The sequence below is a fragment of the Arthrobacter zhaoxinii genome, from assembly GCF_025244925.1.
In the GTDB taxonomy this organism is placed as follows: Bacteria; Actinomycetota; Actinomycetes; order Actinomycetales; family Micrococcaceae; genus Arthrobacter_B; species Arthrobacter_B zhaoxinii.
On the sequence record NZ_CP104275.1, the window covers coordinates 563,882 to 580,605 of the forward strand.

General features: G+C 67.6%; 18 protein-coding genes. 10 read left to right on the forward strand and 8 right to left on the reverse strand.

Features of this window, described 5'->3' with window-relative positions; genetic code table 11:
• Positions 1 to 89: 89 nt before the first annotated feature.
• A complete protein-coding gene (locus tag N2K95_RS02655) occupies positions 90 to 1,052 on the reverse strand; it encodes a catechol 2,3-dioxygenase (protein ID WP_260652788.1) in 963 nt (320 codons plus the stop codon).
• 141 nt (positions 1,053 to 1,193) lie between these two features.
• A complete protein-coding gene (locus tag N2K95_RS02660) occupies positions 1,194 to 1,967 on the reverse strand; it encodes an NAD(P)-dependent oxidoreductase (RefSeq protein WP_260652789.1) in 774 nt (257 codons plus the stop codon).
• Positions 1,968 to 2,128: 161 nt separating this feature from the next.
• On the opposite strand from N2K95_RS02660, the gene N2K95_RS02665 reads away from it, so the two are divergent.
• Positions 2,129 to 2,788 (forward strand): GntR family transcriptional regulator, encoded by a 660-nt coding sequence (locus N2K95_RS02665; protein ID WP_260652790.1) that lies wholly within the window; start codon positions 2,129 to 2,131, stop codon positions 2,786 to 2,788.
• A 356-nt stretch (positions 2,789 to 3,144) separates the two neighbouring features.
• Here N2K95_RS02665 and N2K95_RS02670 read toward each other — a convergent pair whose 3' ends face one another.
• Positions 3,145 to 3,516: an SdpI family protein gene (locus N2K95_RS02670; RefSeq protein WP_260652791.1), complete on the reverse strand. Its 372-nt coding sequence runs from the start codon at positions 3,514 to 3,516 to the stop codon at positions 3,145 to 3,147.
• A gap of 213 nt (positions 3,517 to 3,729) precedes the next feature.
• On the opposite strand from N2K95_RS02670, the gene N2K95_RS02675 reads away from it, so the two are divergent.
• The 3 genes from N2K95_RS02675 to ligK are packed head-to-tail and all read left to right on the forward strand — an operon-like array spanning position 3,730 to position 6,663.
• Complete coding sequence (locus N2K95_RS02675; RefSeq protein ID WP_260652792.1) at positions 3,730 to 4,935, forward strand: 4-oxalomesaconate tautomerase; 1,206 nt, start codon at positions 3,730 to 3,732, stop codon at positions 4,933 to 4,935.
• Positions 4,932 to 5,987, forward strand: a complete 1,056-nt coding sequence (locus tag N2K95_RS02680; RefSeq protein ID WP_260652793.1) for an amidohydrolase family protein — start codon at positions 4,932 to 4,934, stop codon at positions 5,985 to 5,987. The genes N2K95_RS02675 and N2K95_RS02680 overlap by 4 nt, the downstream gene beginning before the upstream one ends.
• Positions 5,980 to 6,663: a 4-carboxy-4-hydroxy-2-oxoadipate aldolase/oxaloacetate decarboxylase gene (gene ligK, locus N2K95_RS02685; RefSeq protein ID WP_260652794.1), complete on the forward strand. Its 684-nt coding sequence runs from the start codon at positions 5,980 to 5,982 to the stop codon at positions 6,661 to 6,663. Before N2K95_RS02680 ends, ligK begins: the two co-directional genes overlap by 8 nt.
• A 35-nt stretch (positions 6,664 to 6,698) precedes the next feature.
• Here ligK and N2K95_RS02690 read toward each other — a convergent pair whose 3' ends face one another.
• On the reverse strand, positions 6,699 to 7,199 hold the full coding sequence (locus N2K95_RS02690; RefSeq protein WP_260652795.1) for a GNAT family N-acetyltransferase: 501 nt from the start codon (positions 7,197 to 7,199) through the stop codon (positions 6,699 to 6,701).
• Positions 7,200 to 7,372: 173 nt separating this feature from the next.
• Between N2K95_RS02690 and N2K95_RS02695 the strand changes: the two genes are divergently transcribed.
• The 5 genes from N2K95_RS02695 (at position 7,373) to N2K95_RS02715 (ending at position 11,026) form a co-directional block, all read left to right on the forward strand.
• Positions 7,373 to 7,957, forward strand: coding sequence for a hypothetical protein (locus N2K95_RS02695; protein WP_260652796.1), 585 nt, complete (start codon positions 7,373 to 7,375; stop codon positions 7,955 to 7,957).
• Positions 7,957 to 8,493, forward strand: coding sequence for a hypothetical protein (locus N2K95_RS02700; RefSeq protein ID WP_260652797.1), 537 nt, complete (start codon positions 7,957 to 7,959; stop codon positions 8,491 to 8,493). The genes N2K95_RS02695 and N2K95_RS02700 overlap by 1 nt, the downstream gene beginning before the upstream one ends.
• A gap of 82 nt (positions 8,494 to 8,575) precedes the next feature.
• On the forward strand, positions 8,576 to 8,995 hold the full coding sequence (locus N2K95_RS02705; protein ID WP_260652798.1) for a hypothetical protein: 420 nt from the start codon (positions 8,576 to 8,578) through the stop codon (positions 8,993 to 8,995).
• 75 nt (positions 8,996 to 9,070) lie between these two features.
• Complete coding sequence (locus tag N2K95_RS02710) at positions 9,071 to 9,730, forward strand: peptidyl-tRNA hydrolase (protein WP_260652799.1); 660 nt, start codon at positions 9,071 to 9,073, stop codon at positions 9,728 to 9,730.
• A 42-nt stretch (positions 9,731 to 9,772) separates the two neighbouring features.
• Positions 9,773 to 11,026 (forward strand): MFS transporter, encoded by a 1,254-nt coding sequence (locus N2K95_RS02715; protein ID WP_260652800.1) that lies wholly within the window; start codon positions 9,773 to 9,775, stop codon positions 11,024 to 11,026.
• A 65-nt stretch (positions 11,027 to 11,091) separates the two neighbouring features.
• On the opposite strand, the gene N2K95_RS02720 is transcribed toward N2K95_RS02715, so the two are convergent.
• The gene (locus N2K95_RS02720; protein ID WP_260652801.1) at positions 11,092 to 11,850 is read right to left on the reverse strand and encodes an SDR family NAD(P)-dependent oxidoreductase; all 759 of its coding nucleotides are present in this window, start codon (positions 11,848 to 11,850) and stop codon (positions 11,092 to 11,094) included.
• Between the two features lie 21 nt (positions 11,851 to 11,871).
• Positions 11,872 to 13,794, reverse strand: coding sequence for a Na+/H+ antiporter NhaA (gene nhaA, locus N2K95_RS02725; RefSeq protein WP_260653703.1), 1,923 nt, complete (start codon positions 13,792 to 13,794; stop codon positions 11,872 to 11,874).
• Between the two features lie 101 nt (positions 13,795 to 13,895).
• Here nhaA and N2K95_RS02730 point away from each other — a divergent pair, with 101 nt between their 5' ends.
• Positions 13,896 to 15,422 carry an acetyl-CoA hydrolase/transferase family protein gene (locus N2K95_RS02730; protein ID WP_260652802.1) on the forward strand — a complete coding sequence of 509 codons (1,527 nt, stop codon included), beginning with the start codon at positions 13,896 to 13,898 and terminating at the stop codon, positions 15,420 to 15,422.
• A gap of 26 nt (positions 15,423 to 15,448) precedes the next feature.
• On the opposite strand, the gene N2K95_RS02735 is transcribed toward N2K95_RS02730, so the two are convergent.
• Together N2K95_RS02735 and N2K95_RS02740 are read right to left on the reverse strand one after the other, a co-directional pair.
• Complete coding sequence (locus N2K95_RS02735) at positions 15,449 to 15,829, reverse strand: RNA-binding S4 domain-containing protein (protein WP_146363014.1); 381 nt, start codon at positions 15,827 to 15,829, stop codon at positions 15,449 to 15,451.
• A gap of 13 nt (positions 15,830 to 15,842) precedes the next feature.
• Positions 15,843 to 16,721: an HNH endonuclease gene (locus N2K95_RS02740; protein ID WP_260652803.1), complete on the reverse strand. Its 879-nt coding sequence runs from the start codon at positions 16,719 to 16,721 to the stop codon at positions 15,843 to 15,845.
• Positions 16,722 to 16,724 lie beyond the last annotated feature (3 nt).

Genomic DNA, 16,724 nt, shown 5'->3' on the forward strand with positions numbered 1-16,724 from the left:
CGCTCGACTCCTGCCTAATCGACGACGGCGGCCCCTCCTGCATAAGGAGGGGCCGCCGTCGAACGTACCCGGTAGGTTGTCCTGCCCGGCTAGCCGGCGGGAAGCTCCACCGGGGGAGTGCCGTGGGTATGGAAGGTGCTGATGGTCTTCATGCCCCAGGCCTGGCCCTTGGCACGCTCGGCTTCGGACCATTCGATGGTTTTCCAGTCCGGAGCCAGGATCAGGCGGGCACCGGCGTTGCAGAATTCGATCCGGTTGCCGCCGGGCTCGTACACGTACAGGAAGAAGGTCTGCTGGATGGCGTGCTTGTGCGGCCCGGTTTCGATGTGGATGCCGTTTTCCAGGAAGATGTCCGCTGCTTTGAGGATGTCTTCGCGGGTGTCGGTGGCGAACGCGACATGGTGCAGCCGGCCGCTGCTGCCGGTCCAGTCACCGCTGTACACCAGGTCATAGGACTTGTTGGAGAAGGTAAACCACTGGCCGGACAGTGTGCCGTTGTCCAGCCGGATCTGCTCAGTGGGTTTGCCGCCCAGCACTTCCTCGACGAATCGGCCGTTCTCGGCGACGTCGGCGCCCAGGAAGTTCACGTGGTCCAGCCGGCGGGCATTCACCCCGCGGCCCGGGAAGCGGTCCGCTTGGTTCTTCAGGGCCGGCCGCGATTCCTCGGTGGGGACGTGCCATTCGCTGTCAAAGTAGATGTCCATCGGATGCCCGTCCGGGTCCGTGAAGGCGTAGGTCTTGCCCATGCCCGGGCCGCCGTCGTGCCAGCCGACGCCGCGCCCTGCTGCCTCGAGGGCTGCGACGCGGCGCTGCAGCGCTTCCTCGCTGGCGGCGCGCAGGCCCAGGCGTCCGACGCCGGAGGTCTCGTGGGCGGTCAGCTTGATGGTGTGGTGTTCGTAGTCGTCCCAGGCGTGCAGGTAGGCGGAATCGCCGTCCCGCGCGACTTCGCGCATTGCCAGCAGCTCGGTGAAGAACCAGAGGCTCTTGTCGAAATCCGGGGTATAGAGTTCCACGAAGCCCAAGTGGGCCACGTCGCGAAAAGCACTAGCCATAGCGGTGTCCTTTGCAGTCTGCTCGGTCGGCACGGGCTTCGTTGCCTGCCTGCCTGCCGGTCCTGAAGCGGTGCTGAGAGTCAACCAGCGGCTTCCGGAAGTGTCAACAATTTCGCAGACAATGCCGTGTTCACCCGGTGCTCATGCGTGCTCGGCGGCCAGAGTGGATAGCCAGCGCAGGGTGCCTTCCGTCATCCAAGCCGGGGTGCCGAGTGAGCCGAGGTAGGCAAGGGAGTCCTCCACCTCGTGGGCACGCCGCACCGCGTGTGTGTGCGAGCCCTGAAGAAGGCGTGCCACCAGGTCCGGACCGCCCGGGCCCAGTTCCCCGGCGATTTCCGCCAGGAGCCACTCCTCGGAGCCCGCCGCCTGTCCGGCCGCCTGGCATTCCAGTACCAGCCCTGCCAGCCCCTTCATAAACACACTGCGCAGCAGCTTCCGCCCGGCTGCTGCTCCGGCGGCACCGGGGACCGTCTCCACCGGTGCGCCGAGACCTGTCATCAGTGCCGCGAATTCGTCCGCCGCAGTCCCGCTGGCGAGCAGCGGGGTCCGACTGCCGGCACGGGGTACGGGTGCCATAACCGCCACGTCCACCAGCGGTATGCCGAAGCCTGCGGCGAGGTCGGCCAGTTCGGCTTTGCTCTCCGGGCCGGAGGTGTTGAAATCCGCGAACACCGCACCGGGCGGAAGCAGCGGGAGCACCTGCTCCGCGACGCTGCGGGCGGCAGCGGCCCCGACCAGGCTGATCGCCAGATCGGTTCCGGCCAGGGCCTGCGCCAGCGAGTCGAACTGGCGGATGCCCGCGCCGCGTGCGTCGGTGAAGGGGTCGAAGCCGCGCACGTCCGCGCCGGCCGCCGTCAGTCCGAGGGCATACAGGCGTCCGGCTTCGCCCAGTCCCAGTACGGTCACCGCAGTCATGGTTCGTTCCTTTCGTAGCCGTCCGCCGATTATTGCCATGATTGTCAACAATTCCAAGCGCGGCAGCGGTGACGGGAACTGAGAGCCTGCGCTGCAGTGATAACTTGACGTGACAGTAAAAATGACGGGGAAACGGACGCCGTTTCGCCAAGGAGCAACCGATGACACCAGCAGTGCCCGCGAGTAACGCTGCGCAGGTGGCCGACGCAATCCGTACGGCCATTCTTGACGGCGAGCTTGTTCCGTCCCAGCGGCTCGTGGAAGCGGACCTCTGCACCCAATTCGGTGCGAGCCGCAGTGCCGTTCGCTCCGCCCTGGCCGAACTGGCCGTCGAGGGCGTGGTGGAGCGGGTGCAGAACCGCGGAGCCCGCGTACGGTCAGTGCCCGTGGAAGAAGCCGTGGAAATCATTGAAGTCCGCGGCGTGCTGGAGGCACTCTGTGCCCGCAAGGCTGCGGAACGGATCGACGCCGGCCAGGTCGCCGAACTACGGCAGATGGCCGAGGAGATGACCTCCGCGGTGAAGGCCGGGGAACTGATGCGCTATTCGGAGATCAACTCCAGGCTGCACCGGCGGATTGTGGAAATCAGCGGGCAGGGCACCGCCGGGGCCACCATCGAAAGGCTGCGGGCGCAGAATGTGCGCCACCAGTTCCGGCTCGCCGTTCAGCCGGGGCGTGCCAGTGTCTCCCTGCCGGAACATGTGGAGATCATCGAGGCTATCTGCACCGGGCAGGGTGATCAGGCCGCCAAGATCATGGAAGCCCATATGGCGAGCATCGCGGACGCCATCCGCCGGGCAGGAGCCGCTGCCTCGCACTAGCGGGGCGGAATCCGTGCGGCCTGGAATGGCCTCGACAGCACAGCGTCCCACTGGGTGGTGCGGTTGTTGCTGGTGGGGTCACATGCGCCCCTCCGGCCCCACCGGGTGGGAAGCCCTGCGGCCTGGCCCGGTCTCGACAGCACAGTGTCCCACTGGGTGGTGCGGTTGTTGCTGGTGGGGTCACGTGGGTCACTTCAGCCCCACCGGCTGGGAGGCCCTGCAGCCTGGCCCGGTCTCGACAGCACAGCGTCCCACTGGGTGGTGCGGATGTTGCTGGTGGGGTCACATGCGCCCCTCCGGCCCCACCGGCTGGGAAGCCCTGCGGCTGCGTGAGGCAGGTAAGCCCTCTCAGCGCACTAGTCGCCGTCGACCGCGCGCGCGGCGCGGTTGGCGGCTGCGGCAGCCCGGAAGAGGACCACCATCAGGAAGACCAGGGTCAGGAAGGTAATACCGATACCGGCCGGGCCGCCGGCCAGCACCTGTGCAGCCACCGCCGCCAGGAGTCCGGAACCAGCAACGGGCCACATTTTCTTCACCACAGGCAAGGCTGCCCTGTGTCCGGCAACCCATGCCGCATCGGACGCCTTTGTGTGGCGGGTGCGGATCCCCACGGAAGCATTCGCTCCGATCAGGCCTTCAGCTGCCTGGCGTGTAACTGCAACGCAGACGCCCGGCAGGAGGATGAGGACAAGCAATAGGGGAATCAGGCCGCCGAGCTCCTCAGACATGGTCTGCCGCTCCCGAGTGAGGCAGGTCGAAACCGGCCGGCAGCGGACTGCCCAAAACATATATCCCCGTAGTCATGCATCGAATCTAACGCATAGGGCAAGCGCTGCCGGGAGAGGCTGACCTCCCGCGGTGGGCAGGGGGCACGGGATTCGCCGCTCAGGCCTTTGTCGCCGTTATTGTCAACAATATAGTTGACGAGGTACATTCTGGTGGTGCAGACCACAGCAGCGTCCTCCTCGGCCCCCTCCGGTTCCCTGCGCGGCAGCCAGCTCGGCATTCCCTGCTGGTTTATGCGCGGAGGAACCTCCCGCGGACCGTTCTTCCGCCGGGCAGACCTGCCGGCCGGCATGGACACTGAACGCCGTGACGCGGTCCTGCTTGCCGCCCTCGGCTCCCCGCACCCGCTGCAGATCGACGGGCTCGGCGGCGGCAATCCGCTCACCAGCAAGGTGGGCATAGTGGACGTCAGCAGCCGGGACGGCGTGGACCTCGAGTTCCAGTTTGCGCAGCTGCAGCCCACCGGTGACACCGTGGACACCACCGCCAACTGCGGAAACATGCTTGCCGCCGTCGTACCGTTCGCGGTGGAGGCCGGGTTGCTCGTTCCCGACAGCGACACCACCAATGCCCGGGTCCTGACGCTGAATACGGGCATGGTCGCTGACATCAGCATTCCGACGCCGGCCGGGGACGAGGGCAGGTTTGTCGAGTACGCCGGGGATGCGGGGATCGACGGCGTTCCCGGAACCGCGGCGGCCGTCACCATCAACTTCCTGGACACGGCCGGTTCCGTGTGTGAGTCGCTGCTGCCCACCGGCAGCCCCAGCGACACGGTGGAGCTCGACGGCGGAGGGTTGGTCCGCGTGACGTGCATCGACAACGGCCAGCCGCTGGTGATGATCCGGGCCGGGGACCTGGGCCGCACCGGCTACGAATCCGCCGCTGACCTGAACCGTGACGCCGAGCTGAAACAGAGCCTGGAGGCACTGCGGCTCCAGTGCGGGCACCTGATGGGCCTGGGTGACGTCACCGCCAAAAACTACCCCAAGATGACACTCATAGCCCCGCCAGCACACGGAGGCACCATCACCACCCGCAGCTTCATCCCGCACGTCTGCCACGAGTCCATCGGAGTGCTGGCCGCTGTCACCGCTGCCACCGCGTGCGTCATCGACGGCACCGTGGCACGGGACGTCAGCACGGTGACGGATGCCGGCCGCGGCGGGGACGTGACGGTGTCGGTGGAGCATCCCTCCGGGGAATTCACCGTGGAACTCGGGCTGGACCCGCAGGACCCGCAGCACGTCACCAAATCCGCGCTGCTGCGCACGGCCCGGCTGATCATGGCCGGCGAAGTTTTTGTCCCGCGCAGTCTCCGGAGCACCGGGGCGGCAGCAGCAGAGGAGAATGCCCGATGATCATTGACTGCCACGGCCACTACACCACCGCTCCGCCGGCCCTGGGCGCGTGGCGCGACCGGCAAACCGCGGCGCTCGCGGAGCCCGGCTCAGCTGCCCCGGACCCGGCGGACCTGAAGATCAGCGATGACGAACTGCGGGAAAGCATCTCCGCAAACCAGCTGCGCCTGATGGATGAGCGCGGCATTGACCTGACTGTTTTCTCGCCCCGGGCCTCCTTCATGGCGCACCATGTGGGGGACTTCTCCACCTCCGCCGCCTGGGCGGCCATCTGCAATGAGCTGTGCTTCCGGGTCAGTGAGCTCTTCCCGGAGCGCTTTGTTCCCGCGGCCATGCTGCCGCAGTCACCCGGCGTGGACCCGGCAACCTGCATCCCGGAACTGGAACGCTGCATCAACGAATACGGTGCCGTGGCGCTGAACCTCAACCCGGACCCCTCGGGCGGCTACTGGACCTCCCCGCCGCTGACGGACCGCTCCTGGTATCCGATCTACGAAAAGATGGTCGAGTACGGGCTGCCGGCGATGATCCATGTGAGCACCAGCGTGAACCCCGCCTTCCACACCACGGGCGCCCACTACCTCAACGCGGACACCACGGCGGTGATGCAGCTGATCCAGGGCGACCTGTTTAAGGACTTCCCGGAGCTGAAATTCGTCATTCCGCACGGCGGAGGAGCCGCGCCCTACCACTGGGGACGGTTCCGCGGGCTGGCCATGGCCCTGAAGAAGCCGCCGTTGGAGGAACACCTGCTCAACAACGTCTTCTTCGACACCTGCGTCTACCACCAGCCCGGCATTGACCTGCTGCTGGAGGTGATGCCCACCCGCAATATCCTGTTCGCCTCCGAGATGATCGGCGCGGTGCGCGACGCCGACCCCGCCACGGGCTTCAACTTCGACGACACCGGACGCTACCTGGCCAACGCCGGGCTCACCGGAGAAGAACTCGAGGACATCCGTGAAAACAATGCCCGTGCCGTCTATCCGCGCCTCGATGCGCTGCTGACGAGGCAGGGCCGCGAACCCCAAAGGAGCAGCACCCATGCATGAACTCGGAGTGGTCCACCGCAGCATCACCCGCGCCCCGCAGGCCGACGTCGATGCGCTGGCTCCGTACGGAACCAGCACCGTGCACGAGGCACTGGGCAGGCTGGGGCTGATGCGGCCCTACATGCGCCCCGTCTACCCGGGTGCCAGGCTCTGCGGCCCGGCCGTGACCGTGCTGCTGCAGCCGGGGGACAACTGGATGCTGCACGTGGCCGTTGAACAGCTCCAGCCCGGAGACGTGCTGGTGGCAGCCTGCACCACGGAAAGCGAAGACGGCTTCTTCGGCGAGCTGCTGGCCACCTCGGTGCGTGCCCGCGGCGGTGTGGGTCTGGTGATCGACGGCGGCTGCCGGGACGCAGCGGCCCTGCAGGAAATGGACTTCCCGGTGTTCTCGCGGGCCATCAACTCCAAGGGGACGGTCAAGGCGACCCTGGGATCGGTGAATGTTCCCATCGTGTGCGCCAACGCCCTGGTGAACCCCGGGGACGTGGTGGTGGCGGACGTGGACGGCGTCGTCGTCGTTCCTGCCGCCCGTGCCGCCGACGTTGCCGCAGCCTCGAAGAAACGGGAGGACAATGAGGCGGCCAAACGGAAACGCCTCGCCGAGGGAGAACTCGGACTGGACATGTACTCGATGCGGGCGCCGCTGGAAGCGGCGGGACTCCGCTATATCGACTAGCCGACCCTGCGTGGCGCCGGCGGAGGTACTGCCCGCTACGGCAGCGGCGGGTAATAGCGCTTGAACCCGATGTGGGAGGCCTCAAAGCCCAGTCGCTGATAGAAGCGGTGGGCAGAGTCCCGCTTCGCGTTGGAGGTGAGCTGGACCAGCTCCGCACCGTTCCGTCGCCCCTCAGCCGCCGCCCAGTCCATCATGGCGGTGCCGAGCCCGTTGGACCTGAGATCGGCACGCACATGGACGGCCTCTATCTGCAGCCGGGTTGCTCCGCCTACGGCCAGGCAGGGAATCAGCGTCAGCTGCAGTGTCCCGGCAAGCTGTCCGGTCGCATCCTCAACCGCAGCCAGGAAGTTGGCCGGATCCGCGGCAATGGCGTCAAAGGCGCGCTGATACGGTTCCAGGCCCTGGCCGTCTGGCGGAGTCTCCCGGGAACCCGGGGCATCGGCCTGGAGCAGAGCCACAATCGGGGCGACGTCGTCGGGCTCCGCCCGTCGCACGTGGAAGGAACCGTTGAGCAAGGCGGCGGGCAGGATTTCCATGCCCGCAGTCTCGCACAGGGCCTGCAATCCGGCGTCCTCCATTGACCGGGCGGGCAGGGCACGGGCAGGGTTAATGGAACCGGATCACCGTTGCCGCCGTCAGGAGCCGTTGAGGCGCCGCATCCGACGGGGCGCTCTTTCCTGGTCCAGCGACCGACCGTAGAGAGGCAGCTGTGGGCGAAAATCTCAGGCGGGTCCGCAGAATAGCGCAGGCGCAGTTCGGAGCTTCCGAGCCGGTGGACAGCTACAGCCAGACCTGTGCCCGGCTCGACACCGCGATTGCAGCCACGGCCGGGCGCCAGGAGGTGCTGCGGAACCAGGTCCGCGCCGCCTGGGAAGTGATGCGGCACTACAGCATGGTGATGCGCTCCTACGAAGCCCGGCTGAAAGCGCTGGAGGCCGTTATTACCGAGGAGCGCCTGGCCGGAGGGCAGGCCGTCACCCTCGCCGAAACCGCGCGCCGCATGTATGAGCTGGCGGTACGCATCGAAGCCACGGCGCACCACCATTTTGAGGTTGTCCGTGCGAAGGAATCCCGTGTGGAGGAATTGATGCAAAAACTGACAAGTTCCAAGGCGCAGTTGAAACTGGCGCAGACGGCGGAGAACCACCGAATCCGGCTGCGCTCCCTCGAAGCAGCCGCCGAAGAGGACCCGTTGGTCCGGAGCCGAAGCCGCTACGACAGCGAGCTGCGCGATGCGGCGCGGCTGGCACGCGAAGCAGAGGCACTGGCAGGCCTGAAGGGAGGCTGGTCCTGATGGCGGCGCAGGTTCAACCGGTTCTGGTTACCGTTCCGCTTCACCCCCGGCATCCCTACTCCGTCCGCACCATTGTGGGCCTGGGCATTGCGGCGATGCTGTTCCTTGTTCTGGGCGGAGGCGATCTGCTGACCCTGCTTATCGGGATCGGTTTCCTTGTTCATCCTGTCCAGGCAGCCGCGGACAAGCTGGTCCGCTGGCCCCGGCAGGACCGTGCGGACGCGGAATCACTCACCCGTGTGGTCCGCGAGTATTTCTACAACGCCCCTGCAGTGGACGCGAAAGGCATCCGGGAACTGGCCGCGAAACGGCAGCTGCAGGTCAACGACGACGGCGGCGGGCAGCTTCGCATCGCGCTCACCGGACGGCGGAAGCCCACCGCGGCCGGCAGCAGGCCGGAAGCCAGGCTGTCCTTCAAATGCGGGGACGTGGGGCTGATGGACTTTGACCGCCTGCTGCAGAACGCTGAACGCGATCCGTCGGTCCGGCGTGCAACCGACCGGATGCGCCGGCCAGGCACTGAGGCAGCCGCCTGATTCGAGGCTGTGCGGAAGGCCACGTACCGGGTCCGGCGGAACGGCGGCAGGCTTTGTGCCCGACGGCTGAGAACATAGAAGTATGCAGACACTCAGCCTCAAGGAAGCCACCGACCTCGCAGAACAGGCAGCAGCCGTGGCGGAGACCCATATTCCCTACGGGTCAGGGCTGGGAGCTCCGACATCCTTCACCCTCGCCTGGCTGATGGCAGCCGCCGGGCTGGAGGATGTGCGGGTGGCCAGCGGCAGTTCGGGCATGGGGGACCACTTCTGGGTGGAGACGGATCAGTGGCGGATCGACCCGACCCTGCGGCAGTTCGCCCGGATGAAAGGCCGTCCGCTGGTGGACCCCGTCACCGAACCGGGCAATTTTGCCGCCGTCAAGTACCACGCCGTGCCCCGCTCCCGGCAGGACGCAGTGCGGGAAGTGTCCTACGGCTTCCGGAATGCCGCCGAGACCGAGGATTTCGTCAACGAGATGGCCGCGGCCATCCAGCTGTAGGTTTCGAGCCGTACAGGTCGCCGCGGCCCCGCCGGACCGGAAAACCCACGGCTGTGAACGTGGAAAACTGGAAGCATGCAGCCGTTCGACAAAGTCCAGCCCATCGTCCTGCTCGTGGATAAAACCGATCCAGCCGCGCACCGGGACGCCGTGGCCGCCGCCGCCGTCGCCAGCGTCCGTGCCTACACGGCCACTGAGGACAGCGAGGCGTGGGAAAACTGGCTGTACGGCCGGTTCACGAAAACCGTCCGCCGGGCAAATCCCAGCACCTTCGAGCGGCTGGCCGGCGAAGCGCCGTCGGGACCGGTCACGGTAGGCCGTGCACAGGCCATCGCCTTCGAACCGGTCACCTACGAGCAGATGCCCAAGAACCTCTCCAAGCTGCAGGTCTCGGGCACCCAGCTGCCGGACGAGGAGCCTGCCGCCTGGCCGGAGAACGCCCCGGAGATTGTCCTGAACGCAGACCTGGACATGTCCACCGGCAAAGCCTCCGCGCAGGCCGCCCATGCGCTGCTGTCCTGGTACCTGCAGCTGGAGCCGGCCGCCCGGCACGCCTGGCAGGACGCCGGAGAACCTGCGGGCGTGCGCTTCACCGCGGGCGGGCAGTTCGCTGAGCTCGCAGCGAGCCCCGGCGCCGGGCCGTTGATTGTCGACGCCGGGATGACCGAGATTGCACCGGACACCGCGACGGCGTTCGTTGCCGGCTTCAGCCCGGCCGCCGCTTCCTCCGCCTGACACATAGGTTTCAAGAGGCAAGCCCGTGATAAAAAGGCTCGGGTGAGCGAGACCAGGAAACCACGGGAAAAGACCTCCGGGCGCGGGCACCCCCTGCCATTCTGGCTGGTGGGCACCGCCGTCGTTCTGGTCGCGCTGAACCTGCGCCCCGGGACCTCGTCAGTGGGACCGGTCCTGGCGGAGCTGCAGGCCGGCCTTGGCCTGGATGCCACGGCTGCCGGGGTGCTGACCGCCCTGCCGGGCCTGGCCTTCGCGGCCGTGGGGGCGCTCGCCGTCGCACTGTCCCGCAAAACCGGAATCAACGGCTCTATTGTCCTGGCCCTCGCTGCGGCGGCCGCCGGACTGCTGGTCCGTTCGTTCGTGGATTCCGCCGCGCTGTTCCTGGTGCTGACCGTATTGGCCTTCGCCGGCATGGCTGTGGGCAACATCCTCGTCCCGGCGTTCATCAAGCGCCACGGCGGCCGGCACCTGCCCGTCCTGAACTCGGTCTATGGCACCACCCTCGCCCTGGGCGCCACGTTGCCGCTGTTGTTCGGCGGACTCCTGGCAGGAACGGGCCCGGAGGGCTGGCGGCTCAGTCTGGGACTGTGGGGTGCCGTGGCACTGGCGGCCTTCATCTTCTGGGCGGTCCTGGCTCTGCGCGCCGGGCGGGACCCGGTAGCTGCTGCCGGCGGAACACGCACCAGGACACGTATGCGTTCCTCCCGCACCGCCGTCGCCCTGAGTATCTTCTTCGGCGTGCAGTCCATGCACGCCTACGTCCAGTTCGGCTGGGCCGCGCAGATCTACCGCGACGCCGGGCTGGAGCAGGCGCATGCCGGGCTGATGGCGGCGATCATTGCCGGTCTCGGCATCCCGGGCGGGTTGATCATGCCGGTTCTGGTGGCACGTTCGCCGCGGCTGCGGACCTATATTGTTGGCCTGGGCGTGTGCATGGCTGCCGGGTACAGCGGGCTGCTGCTGGCAGCGGACACACTGCCGTGGCTCTGGGCGCTGTTCCTTGGGGTGGGCGGGTTCGCCTTCACCACCGCGCTGGCCCTGATTACCGCCCGTTCCCGGGAACCGCTGGTCACCGCGCAACTCTCGGGTTTCATCCAGCCGGTCGGCTATTTGCTGGCCGCCGCGGGACCGTTCGCGATCGGCACCCTGCACGATGTCTCCGGCAGCTGGACCCTGCCGCTGGCGCTCCTGATTGCCTCCACTGTCGTGATGGTCGGGGCCGGTATCCGGGCTGCCGCGCCGCGGTTCGTGGATGACGAACTCGAGGCGGCAAAACGCCCGGCGATAGCTTCGTAGGGACTGGAGACCGGCTGGCAACGGACAGCCGCAGCAGGCCTCGCACCGGCGCTGTCCCGGGTGGGTCAGCGCAGGTGCGAGGCGCCGTTGACGTCGATCACCGTACCGCTGACCCACTCCGGAGCGGCCGTGGCGAGCCATGCCACGGTTGCCGCGACTTCCTCGGGTTCCGCCACCCGGTTGAACGGACTCTGCGCCCGGATGGCGACGCCGCTGGCGCCCTCCAGCGCGGGGCGTCCCATTCTTGTGTCCACGAACCCGGGCGCGACGGCGGCCGAGAAGATCCCGTGCGGCGCCAGCGCGACGGCGAGGGACTGGGTAAGTGAGTGCAGCCCGGCCTTGCTCGCACCGTAGGCGGGGTTGTCCGGTTCGCCGCGGTAAGCACCGCGTGATCCCACGTTCACCATCCGGCCGCCTGCGGGCCCCTCGGGACGCTGGAGGAGATGTTCGGCCATGAGCCGGCAGAGGTTCGCCGGCGCCATGAGGTTGAGGTCCAGGGTCTGCCGCCACGCGTCCTGCCAATCAGCGAAGGACCCCGACGTCGCCGACTGGGCCCGGAAGATCCCCGCGTTGTTCACCAGGACATCCAGCCCGCCGAGCTGATCCACGGCCTCGGCGAAGACCCGCTCGCACTCGGCCGGGATGGCCAGATCCCCGACGACGACGGCGTGCCCGGTCCCGGGCAGCGCCTCCGCCACCCGCCGGGCGGCCTCGGCGTCATGCCCGGCGTGTACCGCCACCGTGTGGCCGGCTTCCGCAAGGGCCGCTGCGATTGCTGCTCCGATGCCCCGGCCTGCGCCGGTGACCAATGTGTTTGTACTCATCGCCCGAGCGTACCGGCGCCCCTACCGTCCCGCGTTCCGTGACGCCTCCAGCGCACGGATCAGGGTCGCGGTGTCATAGGGTCCGTGGTGCCTGCGGTGCCCGATAAAGAAGGTGGGTGTTCCGTGCAGGTCCATGGACTCGGCGTCCAGCGCATCGTCCAGCACGCGGTTGCTGACCTCTGCCGAGCGCAGGTCCGCCTCGAACCTCTCCATGTCCAGGCCCAGGCTTTCGGCCGCGGCCAGCAGGTCTTCGGGGGACAGGTTGTCCTGGTTCTCGAAAAGGTGCGCGCTGTAGTCCCGGAAGCGCCCCTGCCGATCCGCGGCCTCTGCCGCCTCGGCAGCCGCCACGGCATTGGGATGGACCCGGGACAGCGGCAGATGGCGCCAGACATAGCGCAGCTCGGAGCCGAAATGCTCGCGGACTTCCAGGATGGTTCCCGTGGCCCGGCTGCAGAACGGGCACTCATAATCCCCGTATTCCACGAGGGTCAACGGGGCGTCGGCGGGTCCCACAACGTGGTCGCGGGCCGGGTCCACGGGCCGGGCCAGGACTTCCCCCGCGGGAACGGCAGGGCGGCGCCGCTCCACGATCCGGAAGATGATGGATCCTGCAGCGAACGCCAGCAGCGACGCGGCCAGGACCGCCACCCGTGCTTCGTTCTGCACCGCGGGGTCTTCGATGGCGAGGCCGATGATGAACAGGGAGATGGTGAAGCCGATGCCGGACAGGGCAGCTCCGCCGGCAATGCGGCCCAAGGTCAGTCCGGGACCGAACTCGCCGATCCGCAGCCGGTGCAGCACCGCTGCGGCACCGAAAATCCCGGTGAACTTTCCCAGCACCAGACCGCAGACAATGCCCCAGGCAAGCGAGGAGTGGAGGGCGCGGTCCAGCGTGGTTCCGTCCAGCTTCACCCCGGCATTGGCCAACGCGAATACCGGCAGAATCAGGTAATCCACGTACGGGGTATAGGCGCTGTGCAGCCGGTCATTGATGGAAATGGACTCGCGCACGCTATGCACCGCCGCCCGGGCATACCGGGAATTGGGGGACTGGCGGAAGACACGGGTCTGCTCCAGCGCATCCTCCACGTCCCTCCGGGCGGGCGGAAACACGGGCACCAGCAGGGCAATGCCGACGCCGGCCAGGGTCGGGTGCACGCCCGAGGCGTAGAAGGCCAGCCAGACCAGCACCGCCAGCACCGCGTACACGCCGCCGCGTCCGTACGGCAGATACCGGGTCAGTGCCACGGCAGCCAGCCCGGCGAAGGCCAGCAGCAACGGCACGGGTTCCAGCTGGTCGGTATAGACCAGGGCAATGATGCTGAGCGCGGCAACGTCGTCGACCACCGCGAGGGTCAGCAGGAAGATCCGCAGCCTGCCGGGAACCCGAGGTCCCGCGACGGCCAGCGCACCCAGCAGGAACGCGGTGTCGGTGGAGATGACCACGCCCCACGCACCCGCCTCCTCCGTGCCGGCAGTGAACAGCAGAAAGACCACGGCGGGCACGGCAATTCCCGCAGCCGCGGCGACCACCGGAATCACCGCCCGGGACCGGTTAGTCAACTCCCCGAGGGCAAACTCCCGCCGCACCTCAAGTCCCACAACGAAGAAGAACACGGCCATGAGTGCGTCGTTGACCAGCTCCCGGGCGGTCAGCTCCAGATCCATGCTGCCTGCACGCACCTCAACGGTGGATTCCCAGAACTCCTCGTAGGAGGCGGCAAACGGTGCATTGGCCCAGAGCACCGCCAGAATGGTTGCCAGCAGCAGCAGGGCGGCAGGACGCTTTTCCGCGCCGCCCCTGCCGGTGGCAGCGGTGGTGGCAATACGTTGCGGGCGGTCCGGCATGGCTACATCTGGGCGGGTGTGACGGGTTTCGACATGGCAGGCTTCCTCCCGAGGGGTATCCCGCCGGGCACGGCCGGCGGCGCACTTGGGCACCATCTTAGGCACGATCAAAATCCGTGTGCCCCGACACCCAACTATGAGGCACGGCTCACAGGGCGATAGGGTGAATTTGATCTCGTTCTTCGAAAGGCTCCACCATGCACCGTCGCATTTCCCATCCCGGACTCCAGAAACTCGTTATGACCGCCGAGCAGGCAGCGGCCCTGATTCGACCGGGAATGACGGTGGCCATGAGCGGCTTTACCGGAGCCGGCTACCCCAAGGCCGTTCCACAGGCGCTCGCCGCCCAGATGGAAGCGGCACACGCCAAGGGCGAAGAATTCCAGATCAAGGTCCTCACCGGAGCCTCCACGGCTCCCGAGCTCGACGGCGTGCTGGCCAAAGCCGGCGGCATGGAACTGCGCCTGCCCTACCAGTCCGATCCCACGCTGCGGAAGCGGATCAATGACGGCGAACTCGAGTACATCGACATCCACCTGGGGCACGTGGCCCAGTACACCTGGTTCGGGTTCTACGGGCACGTTGACCTGGCCGTGATCGAGGTGGTTGGCATCAACGAGGACGGCAGCCTCATTCCGTCCTCATCGGTGGGCAACAACAAGACCTGGCTGGAGCAGGCGGATAAGGTCATCATCGAGGTGAACCGCCAGCAGCCCGAAGCCATGGACGGCATGCACGACGTCTACTACGGCACCGCGCTGCCCCCGCACCGCAAACCCATCATGCTGGTGAATCCGGATGACCGGATCGGCGAGCCCTACCTGCGCCTGGACCCGGAAAAGGTCATAGCCGTGGTTGAAACCGACGCCCCGGACCGGATGACGCCCTTCGCCGCCCCGGATGAAACCTCCCAGCAGATCGCCGGGCACCTGCTGGACTTCTTCGACGCCGAAATCAAGGCCGGACGGCTGACCGACAAGCTCCTTCCCCTGCAGTCCGGGGTCGGCAACATCGCCAACGCCGTCCTCGCAGGGCTCTCCACCGCCGGGTACACCGGACTGACCGCGTACACCGAGGTGATCCAGGACGGGATGCTGCACCTGATCCGCGACGGCGTGATCCGGGTGGCTTCCGCGACGTCGTTCTCGCTCAGCCCGGCAGGCATCGAGGAATTCAACTCCAACATCGACTTCTACCGCAAACGCATCATCCTGCGGACCCAGGAAATCTCCAACCACCCGGAACTGATCCGCCGGCTGGGCTGCATCGCCATGAACGGCATGATCGAAGCGGACATCTACGGCAACGTAAACTCCACCCATGTCGCCGGCACGGCCATGATGAACGGCATCGGCGGCTCGGGCGACTTCGCCCGCAACGGCTTCCTCTCCGCTTTTATGTCCCCGAGCACCGCCAAGGGCGGCAAAATCTCCGGTATCGTCCCCATGGCTGCCCACGTGGACCACACCGAACATGACACCATGCTCATCATCACCGAGCGGGGCCTGGCCGATCTGCGCGGACTCTCACCCAAGCAGCGTGCCCGCGCCATCATCGAGAAGTGCGCCCACCCGGACTTCCAGCCGCTGCTGCAGGATTACTTCGACCGCGCCAGCCGGGACAGCCTCGGCAAGCACACCCCGCATCTCCTGAACGAGTCCCTGTCCTTCCACCAGCGGTTCGTGGAGACGGGAACCAGCCTGCCGGAGCCGGCAAACCTCTGAGCCGGGGAAATCGGCTGCGCGGAGGCCTAGCTTCCGCGCAGGCGGTCCAGTTCGCGGCGGTCCTTCTTCGTGGGGCGGCCGGCGCCCCGGTCCCGGACCGGAATGCCCAGTGCCGGAGCCGCCGGGCGTGCGGGCGTGGAGTCAATAAAGCAGTGCGACGCCGCCTCGGCACCTACCCGCTTATTGATAAGTTGCCGGACCTCGAGGATCCGTTCGAAGCCGGGCTGCCGGATCCGGACGGTGTCCCCGGGCTGGACCGGCTGTGCCGCCTTGGCCGGATTGCCGTTCAAGCGGACATGGCCGGCGCGGCAGGCAGCGGTAGCAGCGGACCGGGTTTTATAGGCGCGGACAGCCCACAGCCAGGCGTCCACCCGGACGGATTTGGAAGTGCTCGCTGGAATGCTCATGGGAGTTCCGAGTCTAGCGAAGTCCGCGCAGCCGGGCGGCGTCGTCGAGTGCCTGCTGCTGCTCCGGGCTCACCATGGACCCGACGACGACGGCGGCCCCCGACCCGGCCGGCCCCTTGCGCCCCGCTGCATCCGGGGCCGACGCGAGCAGGCCGCGCACCTCCGCGGGGGAGTAGGGGACCGGAACCCGGGTGTGCGCCACCGCATGGCAGGTGGGACACAGCGGCACCAGATCGGACACCGGATCCAGCACGTAGTCGACGGCCAGGTCCGTGCCGGGCACCAGATGATGCACCTGCATCAGCGAGTCGGTCCCCGGGCCGTACCGCTGGGCGGGGACCAGCCCGCAGGCCGCGCAGCAGGTGCCGTGGAAAGCCAGGCAGAGCCGCCGGGCATCGGCGTCGTGCTCAAAGGTATTGACCTGCTGCTGGCCCAGCGCCGCGGCAGCAAGCGTGCCCGGAACCGGACTTACCGGATCCGGTCCGGCGCCGAGGAACCCGGACCACAGCCGCCGCAGGGCGGGAACAGAGGCGGCAGGAACGGAAACCGCGTCCCCGCTCCGGGGCAGGCGCGGCAGATGTTCCTCGAGGAGGGATTCCGGCACCTGTTCGCCCAGCGGCAGCAGCCGGTCGAAATCGACGGCGACGGTGTCGGCGTCGTGCCAGCTTCCGGAAGGAACGACGACGCCGTGTCCCGCCAGCCCCCGCGGCCCCCGCCCGCTGCTGCCGCGCAGCACCAGCCAGACTTCGGTTCCGGCAGCCGGGCGCGGACCGGACAGCGGGACACTCCGACGGACGGTTCCGCCGTCGGCGACGGCGCTCAGGGCAGGGCCGTAGCCGCCCGGCCAGGGATCCGGCAGGTCAACATTCCAGGTCAGAAGGACTGAGGCCACCGG